This window comes from Brevibacterium sanguinis (assembly GCF_003315415.1).
GTDB classification, from domain to species: Bacteria; Actinomycetota; Actinomycetes; order Actinomycetales; family Brevibacteriaceae; genus Brevibacterium; species Brevibacterium celere_A.
The window spans coordinates 465589-492049 of sequence record NZ_QNSB01000001.1; the positions used below are offsets into that span (position 1 = coordinate 465589).

The following is a 26461-nucleotide window of genomic DNA, read 5'->3' on the forward strand; positions in this document are numbered from 1 at the left end:
ACGGTGGACCAGTTCTTCGACCCCGGCAGCGTCGCCGTCCTCGGAGCCTCCAACGACCCGGCGAAGTGGGGCTTCTGGCTCGCCGCCGGTGCGCTCAAGGGGGCAGCGCGGCGCGAGGTCTTCCTCATCAACTCCCGCGCCGCCTCGATCCAGGGCGAGCCCACGTACGCCGGCCTCGGGGATCTGCCCACGACCCCGGAGCTGCTCGTCATCTCGATCCCCGGTCCGGCCGTCGCGGCCGTCGTCGACGAGGCGCTCGAGGCCGGGGTCCGCGCCTTCCTCATCATCAGCGCCCGGGTCCCGCATGCGGCCGACCTCGCCGCGCGCATCACCGCCGCCGGCGGCCGCCTCATCGGACCGTCGTCCCTGGGGCTCGTCGACTCGGGCACCGACCTGCTGCTCGCCTGGGGGCACTTCACGCCGGGGTCCCTGGCCGTCGTCACCCAGAGCGGGCAGCTGGGCACGGAGATCGCCACCCTCTCGGCGCGCAGCGGACTGGGGATCTCCCGGTTCGCCTCGATCGGCGGGCAGTCCGACGTGCGCGCCTCGGAGATCCTCGAGACCCTCGTCGACGACCCGGACACCTCCCAGGTCGTCCTCTACCTCGAGTCCTTCACCGGCGGTCCCGCCCTGGTCTCGGCGATGCAGAGGCTGCGCGCCGCGGGCAAGCCGACGATGATCCTCACGACCGGGATGTCGAGCGCGGGCCAGCGGCTCGCGAAGTCCCACACCGGGGCGCTCACCTCGGCGATCGACACGGTCGACGCCGCCTGCCGCGCGGCCGGGGCCCTGCGCCTGTCGACCCCGAGCGAAGTCGTCGAACTCGCCGGGTTCTTCGCCACCTCATGGCTGCCGCGGGGGCGGAGGATCGCGATCGTCTCCGACTCCGGGGGGCAGGGAGCCATCGCCGCGGACATGGCCGACCGCCACGGGCTTGACGTCGAGGTCCTCGAGGAGGCCACCCGCGCGCGGGTCGAGCACCATCTGCCCGAGGCCGGGCACATCGACAACCCGATCGACCTCGACGGGGCGGGGGAGTCCGACCTCGGGGTCTACGCCCGCGTCGTGCGGGAGCTGCTCGCCGATGACGCGATCGACGCCGTCGTGCTCAGCGGCTACTTCGGCTGCTACGGCGAGGACGTCCCCGGGCTCACCGAGGCCGAACTCGCCGAGGTCGACGAACTCGGCCGCCTCGTCGCCGAGGCGCGCAAGCCCCTCGTCGTCCACTCGATGAGCGCGGACTCGCGCGCGGTGGCCGCGCTGTGGGAGCACTCGATCCCCAGCTACCCCTCGATCGACGCCTCGATGCGGGTGCTCTCGCGGTCCGGGTTCTACGCCGCGCACTCCGGGCGCATCACCACCAGCCCCGACGAGACGGGACCGATCACCCCGTGGGGCACGGGCTACGCCGCGGCCCGCGAGACGATCATGGCCGCCGGGGTCCCCGTGCCCCGCGCCGTCACCGTCACCCGCAGCGAGGACCTCGCCGAGGTGCTCGACTCCTCGGATCTGACCCCGCCGTTCGTGCTCAAGGCGGGATGGCCGGCGCACAAGACCGAGGTCGGCGGCATCGCCCTGTCCCTGCCCGACCGCGGTGCGCTGGAAGCCGCGCACGCGGACATGGTCGCCCGCCTCGGCGAGGGGGAGTACATCGTCGAGGAGATGGACCGGCGCGACCACGTCGTCGAGATCCTCGTCGGCGGCCGGCGGGACGAGAACTTCGGCCCCATCGTCATGGTCGGCGCGGGCGGGACGGAGACCGAGCTCTACGGCGACACCTGGCTCGAGCTCGCCCCGGTCTCGCAGGCCGAGGCCCTCGAGATGCTCGCGCGGCTCAAGTGCTTCTCTCTGCTGACGGGATGGCGCGGGAGGCCGGCGGCCGATGTCGAGGCGCTCGCCGACGTCGTCGTCGCCGTGTCCCGGCTCATCGCCGCCGGCAACGACATCGACGAGATCGAGATCAACCCGGTCCGCGTCTCCCCGGCCGGGGCGATCGCCGTCGACGCCCTCGTCATCACGGGGGACAGGGTCGGGGACGCAGAGGGAGACGGCGCCGAGGGCGATCGCACCGGCGACGGCGCTGCCACCGGCGGCACTGGCGACACCGACGACACTGCCAAGGCAGTCAGCAGCGACAACGACGACACCCCCGGCGACGGAATCGCCGGGGACACCGAGGACGACGAGGAGTGAACGTGGAACAGAAGGAACTCACCGGGGGTGCGCACCTGGCGCGCGCCCTGCAGGCCGAAGGGATCACGCGCGTGTTCGGGATCCCGGGCACCCACAACCTCGAGATCTTCGCGCAGCTGACCGCGCACGGGATCGAGATCGTCTCGCCGCGCCATGAACAGGGCGCCGGCTACATGGCCGACGGCGCCGCCCGCGTCACCGGCGAGGTGCAGGTCGTCGTCACGACGACGGGCCCCGCCGTCTTCAACGCCCTCACCGCCCTGCTCCAGTCGTACACCGATTCGGTCCCGGTCCTGCTCGTCAGCCCCGGCATGCCCCTGCGCCACCCCGGTCGCGGCAACGGACTGCTCCACGAGGTCCGCAACCAGGCCGCCGCGATCGAAGCCGTGCTCGGCGACAGCCACCGGGTGACGACTCCCGGCGAGGTCGCGCTCGCCGTCGGGCAGGCGCTGTCGACGATGCGCTCGGGCCGGACCCGGCCCGCCCACATCGAGATCCCGCTCGACCTCATCGAGGCGACCGGACCCGGCACCCTCCATCCCGCGCTGACCCGGCCCGCGCCCGTGCCGGATGCGAACGCGATCAGCTCCGCCGCCGAGGCGCTCGCCCCCGCCCGTCGTCCGCTGCTCGTCGTCGGCGCCGGCGCCCACGGCTGCGGCGAGGCCATCGAGGAGCTGTCCTCCGTGCTCGGCGCCGGGATCATCGTGTCGTCGAACGCCAAGGGCGTCATCGACGAGAGCCACCCGAACAGCCTCGGCGCGATCGGATTCCTGCCCGAGCTTCCCGACCTCCTCGCCGCGGCCGACGCGATCGTCGCCGTCGCCACCGAGCTCGCCCCCAGCGACTTCTGGCCCGAACCTCTCGTCCTGCCCGAGACTATCGTGCGCATCGACATCGATGAGGTCCAGATGCTCACGAACGCCCACGTCAGCCACCCGATCCTCGCGAACGCGGCCGATGCGACCGCGGCCCTGGCCGACCGGCTGCGCGCCGTCCTCGACGAGTCCGACGAGCGTCCGTCCCCCGACTGGGTGCGCGGATGGCAGGAGACGATCGGGGCGGCCACGGCGCGCGAGGGCGGACCCTGGGCCGAGCTGAGCGCAGCGCTGAACACGTTCACCGCCCGTGACGAGTCGCCGGTCGTCATCGCCGCGGACTCGACGATGTGCTGCTACTACGGCGTCCAGACCGGGTGGGCCGCGCGCCGAGGCGACCGCTTCCTCTACCCGGCCGGCGCGGGCACGCTCGGCTTCGGACTGCCCGCCGGCATCGGCGCGAAGCTCGCCGCACCGAGGTCCCGGGTCATCGCGATCGAGGGCGACGGAGGGTCGATGTTCACGATCCCCGAACTCGCCGCCGCCGTCCAGGCGCAGGTCCCGCTGACGCTGATCATCGTCGACAACGGCGGCTACGGCGAGATCCGCAACGAGATGGCCGACCGCGGCGACACTCCCTCGGGGGTGGCGCTGACCGGACCGGACTTCCCGGCCCTCGCCCGGGCCATGGGCGCCCGCGGTCTCCACGTCGAGGGAGCCGAGGAACTCGTCGACGCCCTCATCGACGCCGAGGCGCACGCCGGTCCCACCCTCATCCACATCACCGAGGACTCCCGCGCGGCGACCGACATGCTCGCCGCTGTCTGAGGCCCCACCCACGACCACCCCGTTCACCGCTGAGCGACGAGAAGAAGGAACACTCATGAGCTACACACCGTGGCCCCTGTCCGACGAACAGGACGCCATCCTCGACCTGTGCCGCACGTTCGCCGCCGAGAAGATCCGCCCCGCCGGTCGCCTCGTCGACGAGGCGGACACCGAATCACCGGTCGACCTCTTCGCCGCGGCGGCGAAGGTGGGGATCACGGACTTCATGATCCCCGAGGAGTACGGCGGAGGCGGATTCACCGACGTCTTCACCCAGTGCCTCGTCCAGGAGCAGCTGTGCCACGGCGATCCCGGGATCGGGAACTTCCTGTGCTCGAACGGCTTCTTCGCCGATCCGATCCTCGCCCTGGGCAGCGCCGAGCAGAAGGAGCAGTGGCTGCGGCCGCTGACCGGGACCACGCCGAGGTTCACCGCGCTCGCCACGACGGAGCCGGGATCGGGATCGGACTCGGCATCGATCATCACCCGCGCCGAGAAGGTCGAGGGCGGATACCGGCTGAACGGGCAGAAGGCGTGGATCTCCAACGCCGGGCTCGCCGACTTCTACGTCGTCTTCGCGAAGACCGACACCTCGCAGCGCTCGCGCGGGGTCAGCGCCTTCCTGCTCGAGAAGGGCACGGAGGGGATGGAGTTCGGGGCGCCGATGAAGAAGATGGGCCAGCGCGCGATCGTCTGCCGCGAGGTCTTCTTCACCGACGCCTTCGTCCCCGAGGCGAACCGCCTCGGCGGGGAGGGCGAGGGCTTCTACGGGCTGATGCGGACCTTCGACATCTCCCGCGTCGTCCTCGGCGCCGCGGCCCTCGGGACCGCGCGGGCCGCCTACGAGTACGCCCGCGACTACGCGCGGGAGAGGACCCAGTTCGGGAAGACGATCATCGAACACCAGGCCGTCGCCTTCCGGCTCGCGGACATGTCCGCCCGCATCGACGCGGCGTGGCTGCAGGTGCTCAACACGGCCCGGATGATCGACGCCGGGGACGCGGTGCCCCGGGAGCGGGTGACCGCCTCGGCGGCCATGGCGAAGCTGAACGCCTCCGAGACGGCGATGTTCTGCACGTGGGCGGCCGTGCAGACCCTCGGCGGGTGGGGCTACTCGCGGGAGCACCCGGTCGAGCAGTGGATGCGCGACGCCAAGCTCGAGGAGATCGAGGAGGGCACCTCGGACATCATGCGCCTGCTCATCTCCCGCAACCTGCCCTGAGCAGGCGCTGCCGAGCGAATCGGCGGCGCTCCCGACGACTCATGTGACCAGGGCAGATGCCGGCGTCTCGTGATCTGCGTCATCCGCCGTCATCTGGAATACCCCGGCCCGGGACCGTGTTGTCCGGGATGAGGCCCTGTTATAGGGTCGAAACGAAGCCACCGCAACGGTGGGGATCGAATCACTTCAGGAGGAATCCCATGGCTGAGCAGTACACTTTGCCGGAACTGCCCTACGACTACTCCGCGCTCGAGCCGCACATCTCGGCTCGCATCATGGAGCTGCACCACGACAAGCACCACGCCACCTACGTCAAGGGTGCCAACACCGCGATCGAGCAGCTCGCGGAGGCTCGTGAGAGCGGGAACCTGGCCGTCGTGCCGAAGCTGACGCGCGACCTCGCGTTCAACCTCGGCGGACACGTCAACCACTCGATCTTCTGGAACAACATGTCCCCGGACGGTGGGGACAAGCCCGTCGGCGAGCTTGCCGCCGCGATCGACGACCAGTTCGGCTCGTTCGACAAGTTCCGCGAGCACTTCACCACCGCCGCGACGACGATCCAGGGCTCCGGCTGGGCCGTCCTCGTCTACGACCAGCTCGGCGGCAACCTGTTCATCGAACAGCTCAAGGACCAGCAGTCGGACATCCAGCTCGGCGGCACCCCGATCCTCCAGCTCGACATGTGGGAGCACGCTTTCTACCTCGACTACCAGAACGTCAAGCCCGACTACGTCAAGGCCTGGTGGAACATCGTCAACTGGGCCGACGCCGGCGCCCGCTTCGACCGCGCGGTCTCCCAGACCAAGGGACTCCTGCTCGGCTGATCCAGCCCGACCGAGCACCCCGGCTCACGCAGCCCGACGGCGGCCCGGATACCTCACCCGAGGTATCCGGGCCGCCGTTGCGTGCGCCCGGGGTGCGGGCGACGAGAGCACGGACCGAGGGTCGGTAGACTGGCCCGGCGACCAATCGAGCAAGGAGAGCACATGGACCGGATTCGGGCAGCAGTCATCGGCGCGCAGGGGCGCATGGGTTCACAGGCCGTGACGGCCATCGAGGAGGCCGAGGGCATCGACCTCGTCGCCGCCCTGGGCCGCGGTGACTCGCTGGAGAGCCTGCTCGAGGCCGGCATCGACGTCGCCGTCGAGCTCACCGTCCCCGCCTCCACCGAGGACAACGTCCGCTTCCTCGTCGAGCACGACATCGACACCGTCGTCGGCACCACCGGCTGGGACTCCGCGAGGCTCGAGCGACTGTCCGCCCTCCTCGGCGAGCACCCGGACACCGGCGTCCTCATCGCCCCGAACTTCTCCATCGGCGCCGTTCTCGCAATGCACTTCGCCGAGGTGGCCGCGCAGTACTTCGACTCCGCCGAGGTGGTCGAGATCCACCATCCCCGCAAGCTCGACGCCCCCTCCGGCACCGCGGTCCACACCGCGCAGCGCATCGCCGCCGCCCGGAACGCCGCGGGCCTGCCCCCGGTCCCGGACGCGACCGAACTCGACGAGCACGGCGCCCGCGGAGCAGTCATCGACGGCATCCACGTCCACGCGATCCGCCAGCAGGGCATGACCGCCTCCGAGGAGATCCACTTCGGCTCCGCCTCGGAGGCCCTGACGATCCGCACCGACTCGTTCTCCACCGCGGCCTTCATGCCGGGGATCATCACCTCGGTGCGGGCGATCGGAGATCGCTCGGGGCTCATCCACGGCCTCGAGAATCTGCTCGACCTGCGATGAACAAGGCCAAGATCGGGGCGATCGTCGTCTCGGCGCTGCTCGTCTTCTACTTCGTCCTCATGGGGCAGCGGGCGCTCATCCTCCTGCGCGAGCCCGAGCTCGTGCCCCGGCTCATGGGCATCGCCCTCGTCGTGCTGCCCCTCGTCGGCGCCTGGGCGCTGGTCATGGAAATCGTGTTCGGGGCGCGGATGGAGAAGCTCGCCCGGATCCTCGACGCCGAGGGCGGTCTGCCCGTCGACGACCTTCCCCGCACCCCCGGCGGTCGGATCGTCCAGACGGCCGCCGACGAGGCGTTCGGCCGCTACCAGCAGGAGGCCGAGGCCGCACCCGAGGACTGGCGCTCCTGGTTCCGGCTCTCGTGCGCCTACGACGCGAGCGGGGACCGGAAACGGGCGCGGGCGACGATGCGCAAGGCCATCGGCATGCACCGCGCGACCCGCTGACCGGACCGTTCCGGTTCGGGCGGCTCCGGGAAGCTCCCAGCGGGTCCGGGAAGCTCCCGGCGGGTCCGGGAGGCTCACGCCTCCGGCTTCGTCTCCACCTCGGGCTTCGGTGCCCACGCGCGGATGAGCACCGAGATTCCCGACTCGAGCGGACCATGGCTGCTCACGGTGAGCTTCCAGACGATCGCGAGCACCGCGAACCCGAGAGCGTGCAGGGCGTACTCCGCGGTCTCCCGCATCAGCAGCGACCCGATGGCCGGATTCTGGCCGATGAGCGGATGAGTGAGCTCGATGAGGACGACGTGGGCGCTGTAGACGGTCAGCGGCATCGACCCGGGCGCGCTCACCGGGGCGAGCACCCATGCGCTGCGACCGAGCAGACCGGCGAGCATCTGGCACGCGGCGATCGTCACCACCGAGGTCCCGGACGTGAACAGCAGATCGAACGGGGTGCCCGAATGCGGTCCCGCGATCGCCAGCCACCACCAGGACGTCGTCGCGGTCACCCCGAAGCTGCCCGTGTGCAGGGCCGCGCCGAGATCGATGCCCTGACGCTGGGCGTCCTCGACGAGGATCGCCTCGCCGCCGGCCGGGCCGAGCAGGAGCCACGACGCCCCGGTGCCGACGAGGATCATCGCCCCTCCGGCGGCGATGAGGGCGGGCAGGTGGCGGGAGATGTCGAGCTTCGCGCATGCCATGCCGAGGAGGATGTACGACAGCCACTGGAGGATGGGGTAGTAGCCGGTGAGCACGAGATCCGTGAGCATCGCCGGCGGGGTCGCGAGGTCGAACCACGACATCGGCAGGTAGCTCGGCGTCAACTCGAACTCGCTGCGCACGAGCATCGACACGACGGGGCCGAGCCCCATCCAGGTGAGCGCGATCGCGAACAGCGCTCCGGCGCGCAGGCGCAGGAAGAGCATCGCGATGGCGAACATCACCCCGTAGTTGACGAGGATGACGGCGAGGAGGCTCGACACCGTCCCCAGGCACAGGCCGATTGCCGTGATCGCGGCCGCTCGGATGAGGACGCTCCCGGCGACATCGCGCAGTCCCGCGCCCGGCCGGTCGAGCCGCGACCTGGTCGAGAGGACGAGGGAGCAGCCGGCGAGCACCGCGAAGAGCGCCGAGGCCTTGCCGGAGAACTCGGAAGCCCACGTCGGCATGCCCGCCGGATCCGTCATCGAGATGATGTGGGTGATCATCATCGCGAACAGGGCGAGGCCGCGGGCGGCGTCGAGGCCGATGAGCCGCCCGGGTGGGCTGAGCCGATCGAGGACCGTCGCCGAGGTGGGACCGGAGTCGGAGCGCATGCCCCGATTCTCACATGTCCGGGCGGTCGTCCGGGTGGGTATCTTAGAAGCATGACGTTCAATCCCGATGCCGACATCAGCGGCAACACGACCAGCCGGCGCGGGCGCACGATCGGCATCGCCGGGGGCGGCGTCGGTGTCGTCGGTCTCCTCGTCTTCCTCGTCGGACCGCTGCTCGGCATCGACGTCACCGGACTCGTCGGCGATGGGATGCTCGAGGGCGGAGACAGCGGTCAGTCTTCCGGAGAGTCCTCGCTCCTCGAATGCGACACGGGTGAGGACGCCAACAGGTCCGTCGACTGCCGGATGGCGGGCGCCCAGGTGGTCCTCGACGACTACTGGACGCAGCACGTCGAGGGCTACCGGCCACCGCAGATGACCATCGTCGACGGACAGACCTCGACCGGGTGCGGCACGGCCTCCAATGCCGTCGGGCCCTTCTACTGCCCCGCCGACCAGGGCGTCTACATCGACCCGGCCTTCTTCGACCTCATGCGCGAGCGATTCGGCGCCTCGGCCGGAGAGCTCGCCCAGCTCTACATCGTCGGCCACGAATGGGGCCATCACATCCAGAACATCACCGGCACGATGGACGAGCACCCGAACAACGGCACCGGCCCGGACAGCAACGGAGTCCGGATGGAGCTCCAGGCCGACTGCTACGCCGGGGCCTGGCTCGGCGAGGTGACCACCCTGACCGACGACAACGGCGTCCCCTACCTCGAGGCCCCCACCGAGGTGCAGCTGAGCGACGCGCTCAACGCGGCGTTCGTCGTCGGCGACGACCACATCCAATCGCAGTCGGGATTCGTCAACCCGGAGAGCTTCACCCACGGGACGAGCGAGCAGCGGCAGAAGTGGTTCACCCAGGGGTATGAGACAGGGCTGGGATCCTGCGACTCGTTCGCCGTCCGCGGCGGCGAACTGTGAGGGAGTGACGCGCGGGGCCGGCGACCGGTCCGCCGGTTCCCCTGTTTCCAATATCGTGATATGAATAACGGGTCAGGCTCCACCTCCACGGATCAAGGACGATCGTGTCTCAACTGTTCCCGCACCTGTTCGAACCGATCACTCTCGGCTCGACCACCATCCGCAACCGCATCGTGTCCTCCGGTCACGACACCGTCCTCGACGACCACGGAACCATCGGCGACGACCTCGTCGCCTATCACGAGGCCCGGGCCAGGGGCGGCTGCGGGCTCATCGTCCTCCAGGTCTCCGGGGTCCACGAGACCGCCCGCTACACCAGCCACGTCCTCATGGCCACCGACGACTCGTCCATGCCCGGGTACCGGGCCGTCGCCGAAGCGGTCCACCGGCACGGGGCCACGGTCTTCGCCCAGCTCTTCCATCCCGGTCGTGAGGTGATGGACGGCGAGCGCGGCATGGCCCCGCGGGCGGTCGCGCCGAGCGACGAGCCGCAGGAGCGCTTCAAGGTCGTCCCCGAGGCGCTGAGCACCGAGGTCGTCAGGGAGATCATCGCCGGCTACGCGAGCGCCGCGGCCCGCATCGCCGCGACCGGCATCGACGGCGTCGAGATCGTCGCCAGCCACGGCTACCTGCCCATCCAGTTCTTCAACCCCCGGGTCAACACCCGCACCGATGAGTACGGCGGCAGTCCGGAGAACCGGCGCCGCTTCCTCACCGAGGTGGTCACCGGTGTCCGCGCCGCCGTCGGCCCCGACGTCGTCGTCGGGATCCGGCTCTCGGGCGAGGAGAAGACGGAGGAGGGGCTCGTCGCCGCCGAGGTGCTCGACCTCATCAGCCACCTCGACGAGCTCGAGAGCCTCGACTACTTCTCGATCACCGCCGGCGACTCCTCGACCCTGCAGGGCGCGGTCCACATCGTGCCCTCGATGCAGATCGAACCCGCCTACGCCGCGAACCTCTCCGCGCAGGTGAAGAAGGTCACCGACACACCCGTCATGGTCGCCGGCCGGATCAACCAGCCGCACGAGGCGGAGCTCGCGATCGCCGAGGGCCGCACCGATATGGCGGTCATGACCCGGGCGATGATCTGCGACCCCGACATGCCGGCCAAGGCCGGACGCGACGCCGTCGACGAGATCCGGGCGTGCATCGGCTGCAACCAGGCGTGCATCGGGCACTTCCAGATGGGGGTGGGGATCTCGTGCATCCAGTTCCCGGAGTCCGGCCGCGAGCTCACCTTCCTGCCCCGACCGCGCGTGCGCACCCGGCGCCGGGTCCTCGTCATCGGGGGAGGACCCGGCGGGCTCAAGGCCGCCGCCGTCGCCGCCGAGCAGGGCGACGACGTCGTGCTCTGCGAGGCGACCCCCCGCCTCGGCGGGACCGTGCTCCTGGCCGAGAAGCTGCCCTACCGGTCCGAGTTCGGGGGAGCGGCGACGAACCTGTCCGCCGAGGCCGAGCGCGCCGGCGTCGACATCCGCACCTCGACGCCCGTGACCCAGGAGGTCCTCGACCGGCTCGCCCCGGACCATGTCATCGTCGCGACCGGCGCGGAGGAGAGGATGCCGCAGCTCGAGATCGCCGACGACGCGCTCGTCATCGGCGCCCGCCACTACCTGAGCACGGAGCCCGCGCTGCCGAAGGGCCGGGTGCTCGTCACCGACTGGAAGGGCGACTGGGTCGGCCTGGGGATCGCCCTGCGCCTGGCCGAGAGGAAGGTGCCGGTGACGCTCGCGACCGCCGCGAACTTCGCCGGAGCCGGGATGCAGCAGTACACCCGCACCCTGCTCGTCTCGCAGGCGCTGCGGGTCGGGGTCGAGTTCGTCAACGACGCCCGGCTCGTCGGCGTCGACTCCGACACCGGCTACCTGCAGTCGACGCTGTGCGAGATCGTCCACGAGGTGCCCGGGGTCGTCGCGACGATCGTCTCGGCCGCCCCCCGCTCGAGCGTGCCCGACCTCGACTTCGGTTCGGCGAGCGTGCGGCGCATCGGCGATGCGCTCACCCCGCGAACCGTCGAGGAGGCCGTGTACGAAGGGCTGACCGCCGCGACCGCCCTCGCGACCACGGCATGAGTCCCCGACCCCAGCTGCCGCCCGAGGAGATCGCGGCACGCAGGGCCGCGATCCTCGCCTCGGCCATCGATCGGATCGCCGAGAGCGGTCTCGAGTCCGTGCGGATCAAGGATGTCGCCGCCGGCGCCGAGGTGTCCGTCGGGTCCGTCCAGTACTACTTCGCCACGCGTGAGGACCTGCTCGTCGCGGCCCTCTCGGCGCACAGCCGCAGCGTCGTCGAGGCCATCGCGGCGCTCGCCCACGCGCAGGGGAGCGCGTGGGAGCGGCTGCGCGAGACCTTCCGCGCGGTGCCTGCCGTCGGATCCCATGAGCGGCGATCCGTCATCTGGGTCGAGCTCGTCGTCGCCGCCCGCCGCAGCGCCTACCTGCGCACGACCGTCGCCGAGGTGTTCGCCCACTGGCGCGATCACCTCACCGGGCTCATCGTCGCCGGCATCGACGACGGCAGCCTCACCCCGAGGCTGAACGTCGAGACCATCGTCGACACGCTCATCGCCCAGATCGACGGCTTCGACCTCGCGCTCGCCTCGGGGCGGGTCGACCTCGACCCCGGCCGCGTCGCCGCCTCCCTCGAGGCGACCGCCGCCGCCCTCCTCGGCGTGCGGGCGCACTAGATCACGCCGTCGCGCCCCCTTCGGCAATGGTTCGTGCAACGAGCAACGTTTGCACGGGCAGCCGATTGCACGAACCTGTGCGTCAGTTCCACCAGGTCGTGCTGGTCACGCGAAGTCGTGACCGACCGGCAGGTCTCGCCGCGGCGATCGGACGCTTCAGAGACGGGCGATGGTCTGGACGTCCTCGCGGAACTCGCGCACCGTCTCCTCCGAGACCGTCGCGCGGGTCGCCCGCAGCGCCTCCATGTAGTTCTCCGTCGTCAGCGCCTCGGAACGGGAATCGATCGAGACGTGGTCCTTGACCAGGGCCCGGGCCAGGGCCTCCTGGGAGGCGCGACGGGCGGCGTACTCGATGTCGGCGGGTGTGAGACCGGCGCTCGCCTCCGCCAGCTGGTCGAGGTCGATCCCGTCGATCATCTGATCGGGGACGTAGCGCGTCCAGATCGCCTTGCGCGCGGTCTCGTCGGGCAGGCCGATCGGGATGACGTAGTCGAAGCGGCCGTGGCGGAGGAACGCCGCGTCGAGGGCGCGGACGAAGTTCGTCGCGCAGATGAGCAGCCGCCCCTCCCGGTCCCGGAACTCCGCGACCTGCTTGAGCAGCTCGTTCGTCACCCCCTGGGTCGGCGACGGCGGCTCGCCGCCGCGCTTCGAGGCGATCTCCTCGACCTCGTCGATGAAGACCACGGCGTGCTCGAGCTCGCCGATCTGCTCGAACGAGGTCCGCAGCCCGGCCGCGACCCCGCCCGGCTCGCCGGAGAGCCGGGACGGGAACAGCTCGACGAACGGCCAGTCGAGGCGGGAGGCGACCGCCTTCGCGAACGTCGTCTTGCCGGTGCCGGGCGGACCGAACAGCATGACGGCGCGGGGCGGCACGACGCCGAAGTGATCGGCGAGGTCGGGTTCGGACAGGGGCACGACGAGGCGCTCCTCGAGCATGTCCTTCTCCTCCTGCATCCCGCTCACCGCATCCCACAGGTGGCGGGGGAGGATGCGCCCGCCGACCGCCTTGAGGAGGTCGAGCTCACGGCGCTGCACCGGCATCTGCCGCTCGAGGTACCGCAGGTGGGAACGGACCTCGAAGCCGTTGTTCTCCAGCCCCGAGAACGCCGAGGAGTGCTCGGGGACGATCATCGACAGTTTCCCCAGGCCCAGCGGCATGAGCCGCCGCTCGAGCGCATCGAGGAGAGCCGCCTCGGCGTGCTCATCGCGCTCACCTGCGCCGGTCGACCCCCGCCCGTTCGATCCGTGCGCGGCGTCGAGGACGTGGAAGAAGACGATCCAACCCTGGGCGTGCGCGGCACGGCCGACGGCGGCGCCGACCACCTCGTCGTCCCTGACCGCGACGACCGCATGGTCGACCTGGCAGGAGGCGATGACCTCCGGCAGGGAGTAGACGGGGGCGGTCGGGGTGGCCATCGCGGCCTCCCACAGGCGGATGACCCCGTCGAGGTCGTCGTCGTGGAAGTCACGGACACGGGTGCGGCTCATCTCATGGGCTCCTTGCGGCGGTCGCGGGAACGGTGCTGCCGACCACCCTATGTGACCTGCATCTCAACCCGCCATTCCGGGTCGGCGGATGACGGCTCGCCGCCGAGCCCTCCCTCTGTCACGACGAGAACGCGTCGGCGGTATCCTTGGGATATGGCGATTCTCGGGGACAGTGCAGCGACTGCTGCCATTGATGCATTCGGTACCGTCGGCACGGCGATGGTGACGCCGTTCAAGGACGACGACAGCATCGACTACCAGGCCGTCGAGAAGGTCGCCACCCACCTCGTCGATCTCGGCAACGACATGCTCGTCGTCTCCGGCACCACCGGGGAGTCGCCCACCACCACCGATGACGAGAAGATCGAGCTCCTCCGCGTCGTCCGCGGCGTCGTCGGGGACCGCGCGAAGATCATCGCCGGCACCGGCAACAACGTCACCTCCCACACCGTCGAGCTCAGCCGCCGGTCCGCCGAGGCGGGCGCCGACGGGATCCTCGTCGTCACCCCGTACTACTCGAAGCCGACCCAGCCGGCGATCGCCGCGCACATGCGTGCGGCCGCCGACTCCGTCGACCTGCCCGTCATGCTCTACGACATCCCGGGCCGATCGGGTGTGCCGATCGCCACGGAGACGCTCATCGAGCTCGCCGAGCACCCGAACATCCTCGCCGTCAAGGACGCGAAGGGCGACCTCTTCGCCACCTCGCGGGTGATGAGCGAATCCTCCCTCGCCTACTACTCGGGCGAGGATGCGCTCAACCTTCCCCTGCTGTCGATCGGCGCCCTCGGCGTCGTCTCGGTCGCCGGCCATGTCTGCTCCGACAGACTCGCACTCATGGTCAAGGCGGTCTTCGACAACGATCTCACCACCGCGCGCGCACTCAGCATGGAAGTCGCCGGAGTCGTCGACGCGCTCATGAACCATATGCCGGGAGTGATCTCGGCGAAGGCCGCTCTGCAGGCCCAAGGTGTACTTGAAAATCGCGGCACCCGCATGCCGCTGCTCCCGGCAGACGAGGAGCAGATGGCGTTCGTGTCCGCCCAATTGACCAGGAGTGGTTACCTCAGTGAATAACTCATTGACCCAAGAGCTTTCCCTGCCCCCGACGATGGACCCCGAAGCGGTCCGCATCGTCGCCCTCGGCGGCCTCGGCGAAGTCGGCCGCAACATGACCGTGTTCGAGTATCACGGCAAGATCCTCATCGTCGACTGCGGCGTCCTCTTCCCCGAGGAGGACCAGCCGGGCGTCGACCTCATCCTCCCCGACTTCTCCTACCTCGACGACCGCCTCGACGACATCGTCGGCCTCGTCCTCACCCACGGCCACGAGGACCACATCGGCGCCGTTCCCTACCTGCTGCGCCGCAAGGGCGACATCCCCATCCTCGGCTCCAAGCTGACGATCGCCCTCATCGAGGCGAAGCTCAAGGAGCACCGGATCCGGCCGATCACCCGCGTGGTCAAGGAAGACGACCTCGATCAGCTCGGTCCCTTCGATCTCGAGTTCGTCGCCGTCAACCACTCGATTCCCGACGCCCTGGCCGTCTTCATCCGCACCGGTGCCGGCAACATCCTCCACACCGGCGACTTCAAGATGGACCAGCTGCCCCTCGACGGGCGGATCACGGACCTGCGCGCCTTCGCGCGCCTCGGCGAGGAGGGGGTGGATCTGTTCATGACCGATTCCACCAACGCCGAGGTCCCCGGGTTCACCGCCCTGGAGAAGGACATCGGCCCGGTGCTGGAGAACCTGTTCGGCCACGCCGAGCGCCGCGTCATCGTCGCCTCCTTCTCCTCGCACGTCCACCGCGTCCAGCAGGTCCTCAACGCCGCCGACGCCCATGGGCGCAAGGTCGCCCTCGTCGGCCGGTCGATGGTGCGCAACATGAAGATCGCCGCCGACCTCGGATTCCTCGAGGTGCCCCGCGGCGCCCTCATCGACATCAAGGACGTCGACCAGTACCCCGACGACCAGGTCGTGCTCATGTGCACCGGATCGCAGGGTGAGCCGATGGCCGCGCTGTCCCGGATGGCCAACCGCTCCCACCGCGTCGAGGTGGGCGACGGCGACACCGTCATCCTCGCCTCCTCCCTCATCCCCGGCAACGAGAACTCCGTGTTCAAGGTCATCAACGGCCTGATGAAGCTCGGCGCCAAGGTGATCTCGAAGGCCGATGCGAAGGTCCACGTCTCCGGTCACGCCTCCGGCGGGGAGCTCCTCTACTGCTACAACATCGTCAAGCCGCGCGGCGTCATGCCCGTCCACGGCGAATGGCGGCACCTGCTCGCCAACGCTCGGCACGCCGAGTCGACGGGCGTCGACCCCGAGAACATCGTCCTCGCCGACGACGGCTGGGTCGTCGATCTCAAGGACGGCCACGCCGAGGTGGTCGGCGCCGTCGACTGCAACTACGTCTTCGTCGACGGCTCCTCGGTCGGGGAGATCACCGAAGCCGATCTCAAGGACCGCCTCGTGCTCTCCGGTGAGGGGTTCGTGACGATCTTCATGGCCGTCAACAGCCAGTCGAAGTCGCTCATCGCCGGGCCCGAGATCCACGCCCGCGGCGTCGCCGAGTCCGATCACGTCTTCGACGCGATCGTGCCCAAGGTGACCACCGCCGTCGAGGACGCCCTGCGCGACGGCACCACGGATCAGTACCAGCTGCAGCAGGTCGTGCGCCGCACCGTGGGCCGGTGGGTGTCGTCGAAGCTGCGCCGCAAGCCGATGATCGTCCCCATGGTCGTCATGGTCTGAGTCGGGAGACCGAAGCATGACCAGGATCAGCGGCACCGACTTCGGGACCGCCGCGTCCGAGTACCAACGAGGCCGACCGGGCTACCCCGCCCGGTCGGCCTCGTGGCTGCGCGGGGACGCCGAGGCGATCGCCGACATCGGGGCCGGCACCGGGAAGCTCACGCAGGCCCTCCTCGGCGGTGTCGCGGGGAGCGATGGTGCGGCCGGGACTCCGCGGATCACCGCCATCGACCCCGACGAGCGGATGCTCGCCGCGCTGTCCTCCCTCCTGCCCGAGGTCGACACCCGGCAGGGGACCGGCGAATCGTTGCCGCTCGAGGACGCGAGCGTCGACCTCGTCGCCTACGGCCAGTCCTGGCACTGGGTTGACCCGCAGCGCGCCTGCGCGGAGGCCGCTCGGGTACTGCGGCCCTCCGGATCGCTGGGACTGATCTGGAACATCCGCGACGAATCCGTCGACTGGGTCGCCGAGCTCACCGGCATCATCACCGCGAGCACCGCCGAGGAGTACGTCTCGAGGCTGCTGGCGAGCGGGCCGGGATCACCGGACTCCGTCGGCAATCCGCTGACCGGGGACTTCGAGCCGCCGGAGGTCCATCGCGAGGAATGGTCGCGGACGATCACGGTCGACCAGCTCGTCGACATGGTCGCCTCCCGCAGCCACACGATCTCCCTGCCGGCCGCTGACCGCACGGCGATGCTCGAGGAGGTCAGGCGCCTCGGCGAACGGGTGCGCGGCGCGAGCGACACCCTCGACCTGCCCTACGTCACCTACGCCTTCCGCGCCGTGCCCCGTCGTTGACGCGTCGGACCGGGCCCGCCGCAGCAGACCAGAGCTTCACACGAGATCGTCCTCGGCCGCGCGCTTCCGCGGCACAGGCGCCAGCTCCTTACCGGGCGAGCGGCGGATGAGGATGACGGCGACGAGGAGCCCGACGAGGACCGTGGTGAGGACGACGGTGCCGGCATTGACGCCGAGTCCGTTGATGCCGATGAATGCGAGCGCTCCGGCGCTGAGGGAGTAGACGAGCATCGGCACGGAGGTGCGCCGGATGATCTCGCCCTCGCGACCGACGAGGCCCACCGTCGCCGAGGCGGCCACGACGTTGTGCACGGCCACCATGTTCCCGGCCGCCCCGCCGACGGCCTGGGCGGCGACGACGGTCTCGGGACCGGGCGCGCCGATGGCCACCCCGGTCGAGAACTGGAACTGGGAGAACATGATGTTCGAGACCGTGTTCGACCCGGCGACGAACGCCCCGAGGGCGCCGATGAACGGGGCGAACAGGGGCCAGGCGTCGCCCACGGAACTCGCGGCCGCCTCGGCGAGGGTGACCGGCATCGAATCGAGGCCGGCGTTGTTGTAGTCGGCACCCGAGTTGATGAACACGCGCACGAGCGGCAGCGAGCACAGCAGCGCGACCGCGGCACCGGCGATCTGCCCGCCGGCGAGCGTCCACGAGGACGCGATCTGACCCCCGGTCATCCGGTGGATGAGGTAGGTGAGCCCGCACGCGAGGACGAAGATCGCGCCCGGGGACCACAGCAGGTCCATGTTCTGGCTGATCGGGGTCCCGAAGATCCCCTCGACCTTGATGACCGCGGGGCCGTTGAGGAACTCCTTGAGCGGCGGGGTGTTGCGGGTGACGAGGAGCAGGATGACGACGATGAGGTAGGGTGACCAGGCGCGGAAGAGCGACATGCGCTTCTGCAGCGCGGCGGCTTCGTCGGCGGGGTCGACGGTGCCCATCCAGTACGTCGGCCAGTTCTCACGAGGCGCGAAGTCCCAGGTCTGCTTCGGCATGAGGAAGCCCATCCGGCTCGTCGTGACGACGATGGCCAGGCCGATGAGCCCGCCGAGGAGGGACGGGAACTCGGGACCGAGGAGGTTCGCGACGAGGAGGTAGGGCACGATCATCGCGAGCGCCGAGTAGATCGCGAACGGGGCGATGGCGAGGCCGTCGGTGAAGCGCCGGCGCTGACCGAAGAACCCGGTCATCATGCACGAGAGCAGCAGCGGGATGAGGATGCCGCAGATCGCGTGGATGAGCGCGACCTGTGTCGCGGTGTGGGCGACGAACTCGCTCTGGCCCAGGCCGAGCTCGGCGGCTCGGGCGGCGACGTCGCTCGACATGCTGCCGTCCTCCTGCGCAAGACCCGTGCCGATGCCGACGACCATCGGGGTGCCGACGGCGCCGAAGCTCACCGGCGTCGACTGGATGATGAGGCCGGCGAGCACCGCGGCGATCGCGGGGAATCCGAGGGCGAGCATGAGCGGGGCGACGACGGCGGCGGGCGTGCCGAAGCCGGCCGCACCCTCGATGAAGGAGCCGAACAGCCAGGCGATGATGATGACCTGGACCCGGCGGTCGGGGGAGATCGAGACGAAGCCGGCGCGGATCGTCTGGATCGCGCCGCTGCGGGTGACCGTGGCGAGCAGGAGCAGGGCACCGAAGACGATCCACAGCAGACCGATCGCCACGAGCAGGCCCTGGACGATCGAGGCGCCGATGGTGATCCATTCGATCTGCCAGGCGAGGTTGGCGACGAGGGCCGCGGCGATGAGCCCGACCGGCATCGCGTACTTGGCCGGCCAGCGGAATCCGATGAGGAGGACTCCCGCGAGGAGGATGGGGGTGAGGGCGAGGAGAGCGGCGAGTGCGAGGTTGTCCATCGTGCGTCCGATCTGCGGCAGCACTGCCGCGGTCTCGAGCAGTTCCCGCGGCGCTGATCGAGGGGGATCGGGTGGGGCGCCGAGGCGTCACTGCGAACGTGGTCCTTGTCGTCATCGTTCACTGGTCCGGCAGGATCCGTCAAGAGCAGTCTCAGGATTCGCCGGCAGGGCGTCGCCGGTAATCAGCCCCGACACGGACCCGCGAACCCCGGCGGATCCACCTGCCCATGGCGCGCCGAAACCTGCGGATTTGCTGGGCTCGGACCGGGTCTCCACATAGGATTGGGACCATGGCGACCAGAACGACTTCCCCCGCTTCTGGCACCGGCAAACGTCAAGCGCGCAAGACTGCTGGCCAGACCGGTCAAGCGGGGGCTGAGAACCCCGGGACAAACGTTGTCACCGGAGCATGGAGGGGAGTGGCCCACATGGCCGGGAACCGCGCGCGGAAGATCCTCAGCGACGAACCCACCGACAGTCCGACGAAGCGGGACGGCACCGCCTTCCTCCTCATCGGGCTCTCGATCGTCATCGCGGCGTTCGAGTGGTGGAACATCCCCGGAGCGATGAGCGACGGCGTGCGGGCCGTCATCGAGGGCACCTTCGGCCGGGTGGCCCTGGCCCTGCCGGTCGTCTTCATCGGCTACGCGATCCGCCTCTTCCTCCGCGGCGACGACAACCGCGGCAACAACCGGATCCTCATCGGCATCATCCTCCTCCTGCTCGCGGCCTCCGGGCTCGCCCACATCGCGGCCGGCAACCCCGGCTTCGTCAACTCGCGCGAGGCGATGGCCAACGGCGGCGGGGCCCTGGGCTTCGTCGTGTCCTCCCCGCTCGTCGTCGCCACGACCGTCTACGTCGCGGTGCCGCTGCTCGTGCTGCTCGGGCTCTTCTCCCTCCTCGTCATCACCGCGACCCCGGTCCGGGCGATCCCCGAACGCCTCACCGCCCTCTACCTCCGCCTGACCGGAGGAGCCCGGGAGGAGCGCAGCCCGCAGACCGACGAGGACCAGACGACGACGGACCTCGTCGCCGACAACACCCACACCTCGAGCCTCAAACCGGTCATGGGCGCCAAACGGCGCTCCCGGAAGAAGAAGACCGAGCTGCCGGAGCTCGACGAGCCGCGCGGCGAGGACGACGACATCGCGGACAAGGCCTACGACAAGGCCTACATCCACGAGAACGAGGTCAGCGACGAAGAGGCCGACACCACGGTCATCGAGTCCCCGCAGTTCAAGCCGGGGGAGCGGCGCCCCACGAAAGCCGAGCGGGAGACCGCGGCGCTGAAGAAGATCATCGGGATGTCCGAGGACGCGCCGACCGTCGCGCACAGGGCCAAGCCGGCCGACGCCTCGGCGCCGGTGCCCGCGACGAACACCCCTGCGCCGCCGCCCACCGAGCAGCTGCCCGAACGCGTCGAGCAGCTCACCCTCGCCGGCGACGTCACCTACACCCTGCCCAACTCCGACTACCTGCAGCCGGGACCCCCGGCCAAGGAGCGCTCCGAGGCCAACGACCGGGTCGTCGAGGCCCTGCGCGACGTCCTCGACCAGTTCAAGATCGACGCCCAGGTCACCGGCTTCTCCCGCGGCCCGACGGTGACCCGGTACGAGGTCGAGCTCGGCGCCGGCACGAAGGTCGAGAAGGTCACGGCTCTGAGCAAGAACATCTCCTACGCGGTGGCCAGCGCCGACGTCCGGATCCTCTCGCCGATCCCCGGCAAGAAGGCGATCGGCATCGAGATCCCGAACTCCGACCGCGAGAACGTCTCCCTCGGCGACGTGCTCCGCTCGAAGGCCGCCCGCAAGACCGACCACCCGATGGTCATGGGCGTGGGCAAGGACGTCGAGGGCGGATTCGTCGTCGCCGACCTCTCGAAGATGCCCCACCTGCTCGTCGCCGGTGCCACCGGCGCCGGCAAGTCGAGCTTCGTCAACTCGATGATCACCTCGATCATGATGCGCGCGACCCCCGACGAGGTCCGCATGATCCTCGTCGACCCCAAGCGCGTGGAGCTGACGATCTACGAGGGCATCCCGCACCTCATCACCCCGATCATCACGAACCCCAAGAAGGCCGCCGAGGCGCTCGAATGGGTCGTGCGCGAGATGGACGCCCGCTACGACGACCTCGCGAACTTCGGGTTCAAGCACATCAAGGAGTTCAACAAGGCCGTCCGCGAGGGCCGGGTCCAGGTGCCGCCCGGCTCCGAGCGCAACCTCCAGCCCTACCCGTACCTCCTCGTCGTCGTCGACGAGCTCGCCGACCTCATGATGGTCGCCCCCCGCGACGTCGAGGCCTCGATCCAGCGCATCACGCAGCTGGCCCGTGCCGCCGGCATCCACCTCGTGCTCGCCACCCAGCGCCCCAGCGTCGACGTCGTCACCGGCCTCATCAAGGCCAATGTGCCGTCCCGACTGGCGTTCGCGACCTCGTCGCTCGCCGACTCCCGCGTCGTGCTCGACCAGCCCGGCGCGGAGAAGCTCATCGGCCAGGGTGACGCCCTGTTCCTGCCGATGGGCGCGGCCAAGCCGATGCGCGTCCAGGGCGCCTGGGTCAACGAATCCGAGATCGAGAAGGTCGTCGAGCACGTCAAGGGCCAGCTGCAGCCGAACTACCGCGACGACGTCGCCGTCGAGGCGCCGAAGAAGCAGATCGACGAGGAGATCGGCGACGACCTCGACCTGCTCCTCCAGGCCGCGGAGCTCGTCGTCACGACTCAGTTCGGGTCGACGTCGATGCTCCAGCGCAAGCTGCGCGTCGGCTTCGCGAAGGCCGGCCGCCTCATGGACCTGATGGAATCCCGCGGCATCGTCGGTCCCTCCGAGGGATCGAAGGCCCGTGACGTGCTCGTGCGTCCCGAGGACCTGCCGGCCACCCTCGCCGTCATCAAGGGCGAGACCCCGCCCCCGGGTGGGGGAGACGACGCCGAGGCGGGCCAGGGCACCGCATCGGCCGCCGGCGACTATGACGAGGAGTTCGACGACGACGAGGGCGGCTCCGCTGCCGCCGGCGGTTCCGCGAGCGGGTACGGCGGCTCCGGCTACGGCTCGCGCGTCACCCACGCCGAGGACCTCAGCGTCGGCGACATCGACCCGGACACGGGACTCGAGGTCGTCGAGGCCAGCGGCGAGGACGCCTGGGAGCTCACTGGCCACTGACCCCGGCAACGGGCCCTGACTCGTGCACTGGCGTGCACGCACCCTGCGCGCAGCGGATGAGGAGCCGATCGTCTCACGAGACGGTCGGCTCCTTCCGTCGTCGGCACGGACGACGGGGCATCACACGACGCACTCCGATAGGGTTGAGGCGTGATAGATCGCCCCGAGTCCCGCCCCGCACCGAGTCCCTGGAACATCGCCAACGCACTGACGGTGCTGCGGATCCTCCTCGTTCCCGTCTTCCTTGTCCTCCTCCTCGCCGACGGGGGCGATGACGCCACCCTGAGGTGGTGGGCACTGGCCGTGTTCGTCCTCGCGATGATCACGGACAAGATCGACGGCGACCTCGCCCGCAAGTACGACCTCATCACCGACTTCGGGAAGATCGCCGACCCGATCGCCGACAAGTCGCTCATGGCCGCCGCCCTCATCGGACTCGCCCTCATCAACGAGCTGCCCTGGTGGGTCCCCGTCATCATCCTCGTCCGCGAACTCGGCATCACCGTCCTCCGGTTCTTCATGATCCGGATCGCCGTCATGCCGGCCTCCCGCGGCGGGAAGATCAAGACCGTCCTCCAGACCGCCGCGATCAGCCTCTTCCTCCTGCTCGCGCCCCTGGCCACCCTCGTCCCCGCCTCCGTGACGTTCGTCCTCATCGTCCTCGCCTGGGTGATCATGACCGCGGCCATCGTCGTCACCATCGTCACCGGCATCGACTACTGCCTGCAGGCGGCGAAGCTCGCCAAGGGCGCCGGCCGCGACGACTCCGCCGGAGGACCGGGTGCGCCCCGGGCCTGAGACGAGGGCCGCGCAGATGACGGGCACCCCCGCCGAGGTGACCGGCGCGGATGCCGCGGACCTGGCCTCCCGCACCCGCGAGCTCCTCGCCACGTGCACGGGGCTGGGACTGTCGCTCGCCTCGGCGGAGTCGCTGACCGGCGGTCGTTTCGTCGCCTCCCTCATCGACGTGCCCGGCGCCTCGGCCGTCGTCCGCGGCGGCCTGGTCACCTACGCGACCGACCTCAAGGCGAGCCTCGCCGGAGTCGACGCCGACCACCTCGAGGAGACCGGCCCGATCGACCCCGTCGTCGCCGCCCAGATGGCCGCGGGAGCCGCGCGCACGTGCGTGGCGGACATCGGGATCTCCTGCACGGGAGTGGCGGGCCCGGATCCGCAGGACGGCAAGGACGTCGGACTCGTCTTCACCGCGATCGCCTTCGGATCCCAGGCGAAGGTCAGCGAACACCGCTTCAGCGGCGACCGCGACGCGATCCGGACGCAGACCGTCGAGGCGATGATCACCTCCCTCGCGACGTTCGTCACGCGGCTGGCACACGGGCCCGCCGACGCGGAATAAGCGCCACCCGCCGGTGGTTGTCATCAGTGATGACGACAGGACCACGAACCGCCGGTTTCTCTGAATGGACTGGCAATACCATCAGCCCATCCGACGAGGTTGGCGCACCGACTGCGGCGGCCTGTAAAGTTGACAGCATCAGACGACCGCCGAGCGTGAACTGAGGAAGGGGCGCACCATGTTACTGAGAGTCGAAATCGGCGACGCACTGCGCTCCGCCCGACGCCGCCAGGGTCGCACGCTCCGCGATGTCTCGACGGGCGCCAGCGTCTCGCTGGGGTACCTCAGCGAGATCGAACGCGGACAGAAGGAAGCCTCGTCGGAGCTGCTGTCGGCGATCTGCGACGCCCTCGATCTGCCGCTGTCGTCCCTGCTCAGCGAAGTCTCCGATCGCTTCGCCCTCGACGAGGGCGTGAAGATCCCGGACACCATCCCGCAGGAGCTCTCCGACAAGATCCTGGGACGGCCCGGTGGCTACGGCATTCCGCGACTGGCCGCCAAACCCTGATGCGTCACACCCTCTACTGGGTCCTGATGAATGAGGAGTTCGGCGAGGCGAGAGCCGCATCCCTGCACTCCGACCTGGCACTGAGCACCCTGGGCTCGCGCACCGCCGAACAGGCGTTCGAAGCGGGGTTCGATCCGCGCGACATCTGGATCGCCGTGTGCGAGGCGATGGGCGTGCCCGAATCCCGTCGACTCGGCCGCGAGAAGCCGCGCTCCCGACCGTTCTGAGATCCGCCGGTGCCGACACGCCGCACCATATATAGAACACGTGTTCCCATGTGCGCTATGCTGGTGGCAATCACGGGACCTGTGATGACGAGTGGCCGGTTTTCCACAGGGGGCGAGCGTCCTCTGTTGTCATGTCAGTGCCATCTCCTAGCCTTGGTCTCACATGAAGAACGAACGTTGAGGAGACGTCATGGCACGCACACCCAAGAACCTCCAGATCCCGACCGGCAACGACCGGTCGAAGGCGCTCGAGGCCGCCCTCGGCCAGATCGATCGCAACTACGGCAAGGGTGCGATCATGCGCCTCGGCGACGGGGTCCGCGAACCCATCGAGGCGATCCCCACCGGGTCGATCGCCCTCGACATCGCCCTGGGCATCGGCGGTCTGCCGCGCGGTCGCGTGGTGGAGATCTACGGTCCGGAGTCCTCGGGCAAGACGACCGTCGCCCTCCACGCCGTGGCGAACGCGCAGAAGGCCGGCGGCATCGCCGGATTCATCGATGCCGAGCACGCGCTCGACCCCGAGTACGCGAAGAAGCTCGGCGTCGACACCGACCAGCTGCTCGTCTCGCAGCCCGACACCGGTGAGCAGGCGCTCGAGATCGCCGACATGCTCATCCGCTCCGGCGCCCTCGACGTCATTGTCATCGACTCCGTCGCCGCTCTCGTGCCCAAGGCCGAGATCGAGGGCGAGATGGGCGACAGCCACGTGGGCCTCCAGGCCCGGCTGATGTCCCAGGCGCTGCGCAAGATCACCGGTGCCCTCGCCCAGTCGAAGACGACGGCGATCTTCATCAACCAGCTGCGTGAGAAGGTCGGGGTGTTCTTCGGATCCCCGGAGACGACCTCGGGCGGCAAGGCGCTGAAGTTCTACGCCTCGGTGCGCATCGACGTCCGCCGCATCGAGACCCTCAAGGAGGGTCAGGACGCGGTCGGCAACCGGACCCGCGCCAAGATCGTCAAGAACAAGGTCGCTCCGCCGTTCAAGCAGGCCGAGTTCGACATCCTCTACGGGCACGGCATCTCCCGCGAGGGCAGCCTCATCGACATGGGTGTCGACAACGGCATCATCCGCAAGTCCGGCTCCTGGTTCACCTACGACGGGGACCAGCTGGGTCAGGGCAAGGAGAACGTCCGCAACTTCCTCCGCGACAACCCCGGCCTGGCCGAGGAGATCGAGCTGAAGATCAAGCACAAGCTGGGCCTGATCAAGGTCGCCGAGGAGGAGACCGCCGAAGCGGATGCATCCGATGACGTCGAGATCTCCTGAGTCGGACTCCCACACCCCTCCCGGGCCGCCCGCCCGCGGCGGTTCGGGAAGGCCGGGTGAGGGCTCGTCCGCGGCGGCGGACGAACCCGCGCTGCCGCAGATGGAACAGCCGGCCGGGCAGGAGGAGCAGCTGGCCGCGCTGCGCTCGGCGATCGGGGAGATCGACCGCCGGCATGCCGAGGGTGAATCGTTCTTCGCACCAGGCGACGACGGCGACGTCGCCGCAGGCGGTCTCGCCTCGGGCGGCGGGTCGTCCCTCGTCGCCGAATCCGACCGCACCCGCGGCACCGACGATGATGGAGACTCCGACGTCGCCGCAGGCGAGGACGGCGCTCTCGTCGCGGACGAGCCGATCGACGTCGACGCCGCCTACGCGAAGGCGAAGAAGACCGCGATGAACATGCTTGCGATGCGCGACCATTCGAGCTCCGAGCTGCGCGAGAAGCTCGAGAAGCGAGACATCCCGCCGGCTGTCATCGACGAGCTCATCGCCAAGCTCCGACGATCCGATCTCCTCGACGACGCGGAGTTCGCCCAACGCTACGTGCGCGCCCATCGCGAGCGTCGCAAGCTCTCCCGCGGCGCTCTCCGACGTGAGCTGACGAAGAAGGGCATCGAACCCGAGATCATCGCCGACGTCGTCGAGGACGTCGAGGGGGAGGAGGAGCTCGCCCGACAGGTCGCCGAGAAGAAGGCCGCCTCCTCACGTGGGCTCGACCACGAGGTGCGCCAGCGGCGGATCCTCGGCATGCTCGCCCGCCGCGGCTTCTCCTCCGCTGTCTGCCTCAAGGTCACCCGCGACGTGCTCGCCGAGGACGAGTGAGCACGAACGGCTAGAATGGT

The 26461-nt window shown here is 69.7% G+C and carries 22 protein-coding genes; 19 read left to right on the forward strand and 3 right to left on the reverse strand.

The genetic code is table 11. The features are described from left to right. Positions 1-3 precede the first annotated feature (3 nt). The 6 genes from DFO65_RS02135 (at position 4) to DFO65_RS02160 (ending at position 7243) form a co-directional block, all read left to right on the forward strand. Complete coding sequence (locus DFO65_RS02135; RefSeq protein ID WP_113902746.1) at positions 4-2193, forward strand: acetate--CoA ligase family protein; 2190 nt, start codon at positions 4-6, stop codon at positions 2191-2193. A 2-nt stretch (positions 2194-2195) separates the two neighbouring features. Next, a complete protein-coding gene (locus DFO65_RS02140) occupies positions 2196-3836 on the forward strand; it encodes a thiamine pyrophosphate-binding protein (protein WP_245940423.1) in 1641 nt (546 codons plus the stop codon). Between the two features lie 55 nt (positions 3837-3891). Then, positions 3892-5058 (forward strand): acyl-CoA dehydrogenase family protein, encoded by a 1167-nt coding sequence (locus tag DFO65_RS02145; RefSeq protein ID WP_113902748.1) that lies wholly within the window; start codon positions 3892-3894, stop codon positions 5056-5058. 200 nt (positions 5059-5258) lie between these two features. Then, on the forward strand, positions 5259-5885 hold the full coding sequence (locus tag DFO65_RS02150; protein WP_113902749.1) for a superoxide dismutase: 627 nt from the start codon (positions 5259-5261) through the stop codon (positions 5883-5885). Between the two features lie 162 nt (positions 5886-6047). After that, positions 6048-6800 carry a 4-hydroxy-tetrahydrodipicolinate reductase gene (dapB, locus tag DFO65_RS02155; protein ID WP_113902750.1) on the forward strand — a complete coding sequence of 251 codons (753 nt, stop codon included), beginning with the start codon at positions 6048-6050 and terminating at the stop codon, positions 6798-6800. Then, entirely contained in the window at positions 6797-7243 is a 447-nt protein-coding gene (locus tag DFO65_RS02160; RefSeq protein WP_113902751.1) for a tetratricopeptide repeat protein, read from the forward strand. Before dapB ends, DFO65_RS02160 begins: the two co-directional genes overlap by 4 nt. A gap of 74 nt (positions 7244-7317) precedes the next feature. On the opposite strand, the gene DFO65_RS02165 is transcribed toward DFO65_RS02160, so the two are convergent. Continuing rightward, on the reverse strand, positions 7318-8556 hold the full coding sequence (locus tag DFO65_RS02165) for a heparan-alpha-glucosaminide N-acetyltransferase domain-containing protein (protein ID WP_113902752.1): 1239 nt from the start codon (positions 8554-8556) through the stop codon (positions 7318-7320). 51 nt (positions 8557-8607) lie between these two features. On the opposite strand from DFO65_RS02165, the gene ypfJ reads away from it, so the two are divergent. From ypfJ to DFO65_RS02180, 3 genes are all read left to right on the forward strand, one after another. Next, positions 8608-9486: a KPN_02809 family neutral zinc metallopeptidase gene (gene ypfJ / locus DFO65_RS02170; protein ID WP_113902753.1), complete on the forward strand. Its 879-nt coding sequence runs from the start codon at positions 8608-8610 to the stop codon at positions 9484-9486. A gap of 104 nt (positions 9487-9590) precedes the next feature. Continuing rightward, positions 9591-11558, forward strand: coding sequence for an oxidoreductase (locus DFO65_RS02175; RefSeq protein WP_113902754.1), 1968 nt, complete (start codon positions 9591-9593; stop codon positions 11556-11558). After that, positions 11555-12172: a TetR/AcrR family transcriptional regulator gene (locus tag DFO65_RS02180; RefSeq protein WP_113902755.1), complete on the forward strand. Its 618-nt coding sequence runs from the start codon at positions 11555-11557 to the stop codon at positions 12170-12172. The genes DFO65_RS02175 and DFO65_RS02180 overlap by 4 nt, the downstream gene beginning before the upstream one ends. A 156-nt stretch (positions 12173-12328) precedes the next feature. Here DFO65_RS02180 and DFO65_RS02185 read toward each other — a convergent pair whose 3' ends face one another. Further along, positions 12329-13660 (reverse strand): ATP-binding protein, encoded by a 1332-nt coding sequence (locus DFO65_RS02185; protein ID WP_113902756.1) that lies wholly within the window; start codon positions 13658-13660, stop codon positions 12329-12331. 153 nt (positions 13661-13813) lie between these two features. Here DFO65_RS02185 and dapA point away from each other — a divergent pair, with 153 nt between their 5' ends. Genes dapA through DFO65_RS02200 form a run of 3 tightly spaced genes read left to right on the forward strand, consistent with a single transcriptional unit; the run spans position 13814 to position 17220 of the window. Continuing rightward, positions 13814-14737, forward strand: a complete 924-nt coding sequence (gene dapA, locus DFO65_RS02190; protein WP_113902757.1) for a 4-hydroxy-tetrahydrodipicolinate synthase — start codon at positions 13814-13816, stop codon at positions 14735-14737. Between the two features lie 34 nt (positions 14738-14771). Continuing rightward, on the forward strand, positions 14772-16418 hold the full coding sequence (locus DFO65_RS02195) for a ribonuclease J (protein ID WP_113902758.1): 1647 nt from the start codon (positions 14772-14774) through the stop codon (positions 16416-16418). 16 nt (positions 16419-16434) lie between these two features. Beyond that, positions 16435-17220: a class I SAM-dependent methyltransferase gene (locus DFO65_RS02200; RefSeq protein ID WP_113902759.1), complete on the forward strand. Its 786-nt coding sequence runs from the start codon at positions 16435-16437 to the stop codon at positions 17218-17220. Positions 17221-17256: 36 nt separating this feature from the next. Here DFO65_RS02200 and DFO65_RS02205 read toward each other — a convergent pair whose 3' ends face one another. Beyond that, a complete protein-coding gene (locus tag DFO65_RS02205) occupies positions 17257-19092 on the reverse strand; it encodes an L-lactate permease (protein WP_113902875.1) in 1836 nt (611 codons plus the stop codon). Between the two features lie 428 nt (positions 19093-19520). On the opposite strand from DFO65_RS02205, the gene DFO65_RS02210 reads away from it, so the two are divergent. The 7 genes from DFO65_RS02210 (at position 19521) to DFO65_RS02240 (ending at position 26441) form a co-directional block, all read left to right on the forward strand. After that, positions 19521-22256, forward strand: a complete 2736-nt coding sequence (locus tag DFO65_RS02210) for a DNA translocase FtsK 4TM domain-containing protein (RefSeq protein WP_113902760.1) — start codon at positions 19521-19523, stop codon at positions 22254-22256. Positions 22257-22406: 150 nt separating this feature from the next. Continuing rightward, the gene (pgsA, locus tag DFO65_RS02215) at positions 22407-23054 is read left to right on the forward strand and encodes a CDP-diacylglycerol--glycerol-3-phosphate 3-phosphatidyltransferase (RefSeq protein WP_113902761.1); all 648 of its coding nucleotides are present in this window, start codon (positions 22407-22409) and stop codon (positions 23052-23054) included. A 16-nt stretch (positions 23055-23070) separates the two neighbouring features. Beyond that, positions 23071-23613, forward strand: a complete 543-nt coding sequence (locus tag DFO65_RS02220) for a CinA family protein (protein ID WP_113902876.1) — start codon at positions 23071-23073, stop codon at positions 23611-23613. 178 nt (positions 23614-23791) lie between these two features. Beyond that, the gene (locus DFO65_RS02225) at positions 23792-24121 is read left to right on the forward strand and encodes a helix-turn-helix domain-containing protein (protein ID WP_113902762.1); all 330 of its coding nucleotides are present in this window, start codon (positions 23792-23794) and stop codon (positions 24119-24121) included. Continuing rightward, positions 24121-24348, forward strand: coding sequence for a DUF3046 domain-containing protein (locus DFO65_RS02230; protein ID WP_113902763.1), 228 nt, complete (start codon positions 24121-24123; stop codon positions 24346-24348). The genes DFO65_RS02225 and DFO65_RS02230 overlap by 1 nt, the downstream gene beginning before the upstream one ends. Positions 24349-24538: 190 nt before the next feature. Then, complete coding sequence (gene recA / locus DFO65_RS02235; protein WP_181778569.1) at positions 24539-25618, forward strand: recombinase RecA; 1080 nt, start codon at positions 24539-24541, stop codon at positions 25616-25618. Beyond that, complete coding sequence (locus DFO65_RS02240) at positions 25599-26441, forward strand: regulatory protein RecX (RefSeq protein ID WP_245940425.1); 843 nt, start codon at positions 25599-25601, stop codon at positions 26439-26441. The genes recA and DFO65_RS02240 overlap by 20 nt, the downstream gene beginning before the upstream one ends. Positions 26442-26461: the final 20 nt, after the last annotated feature.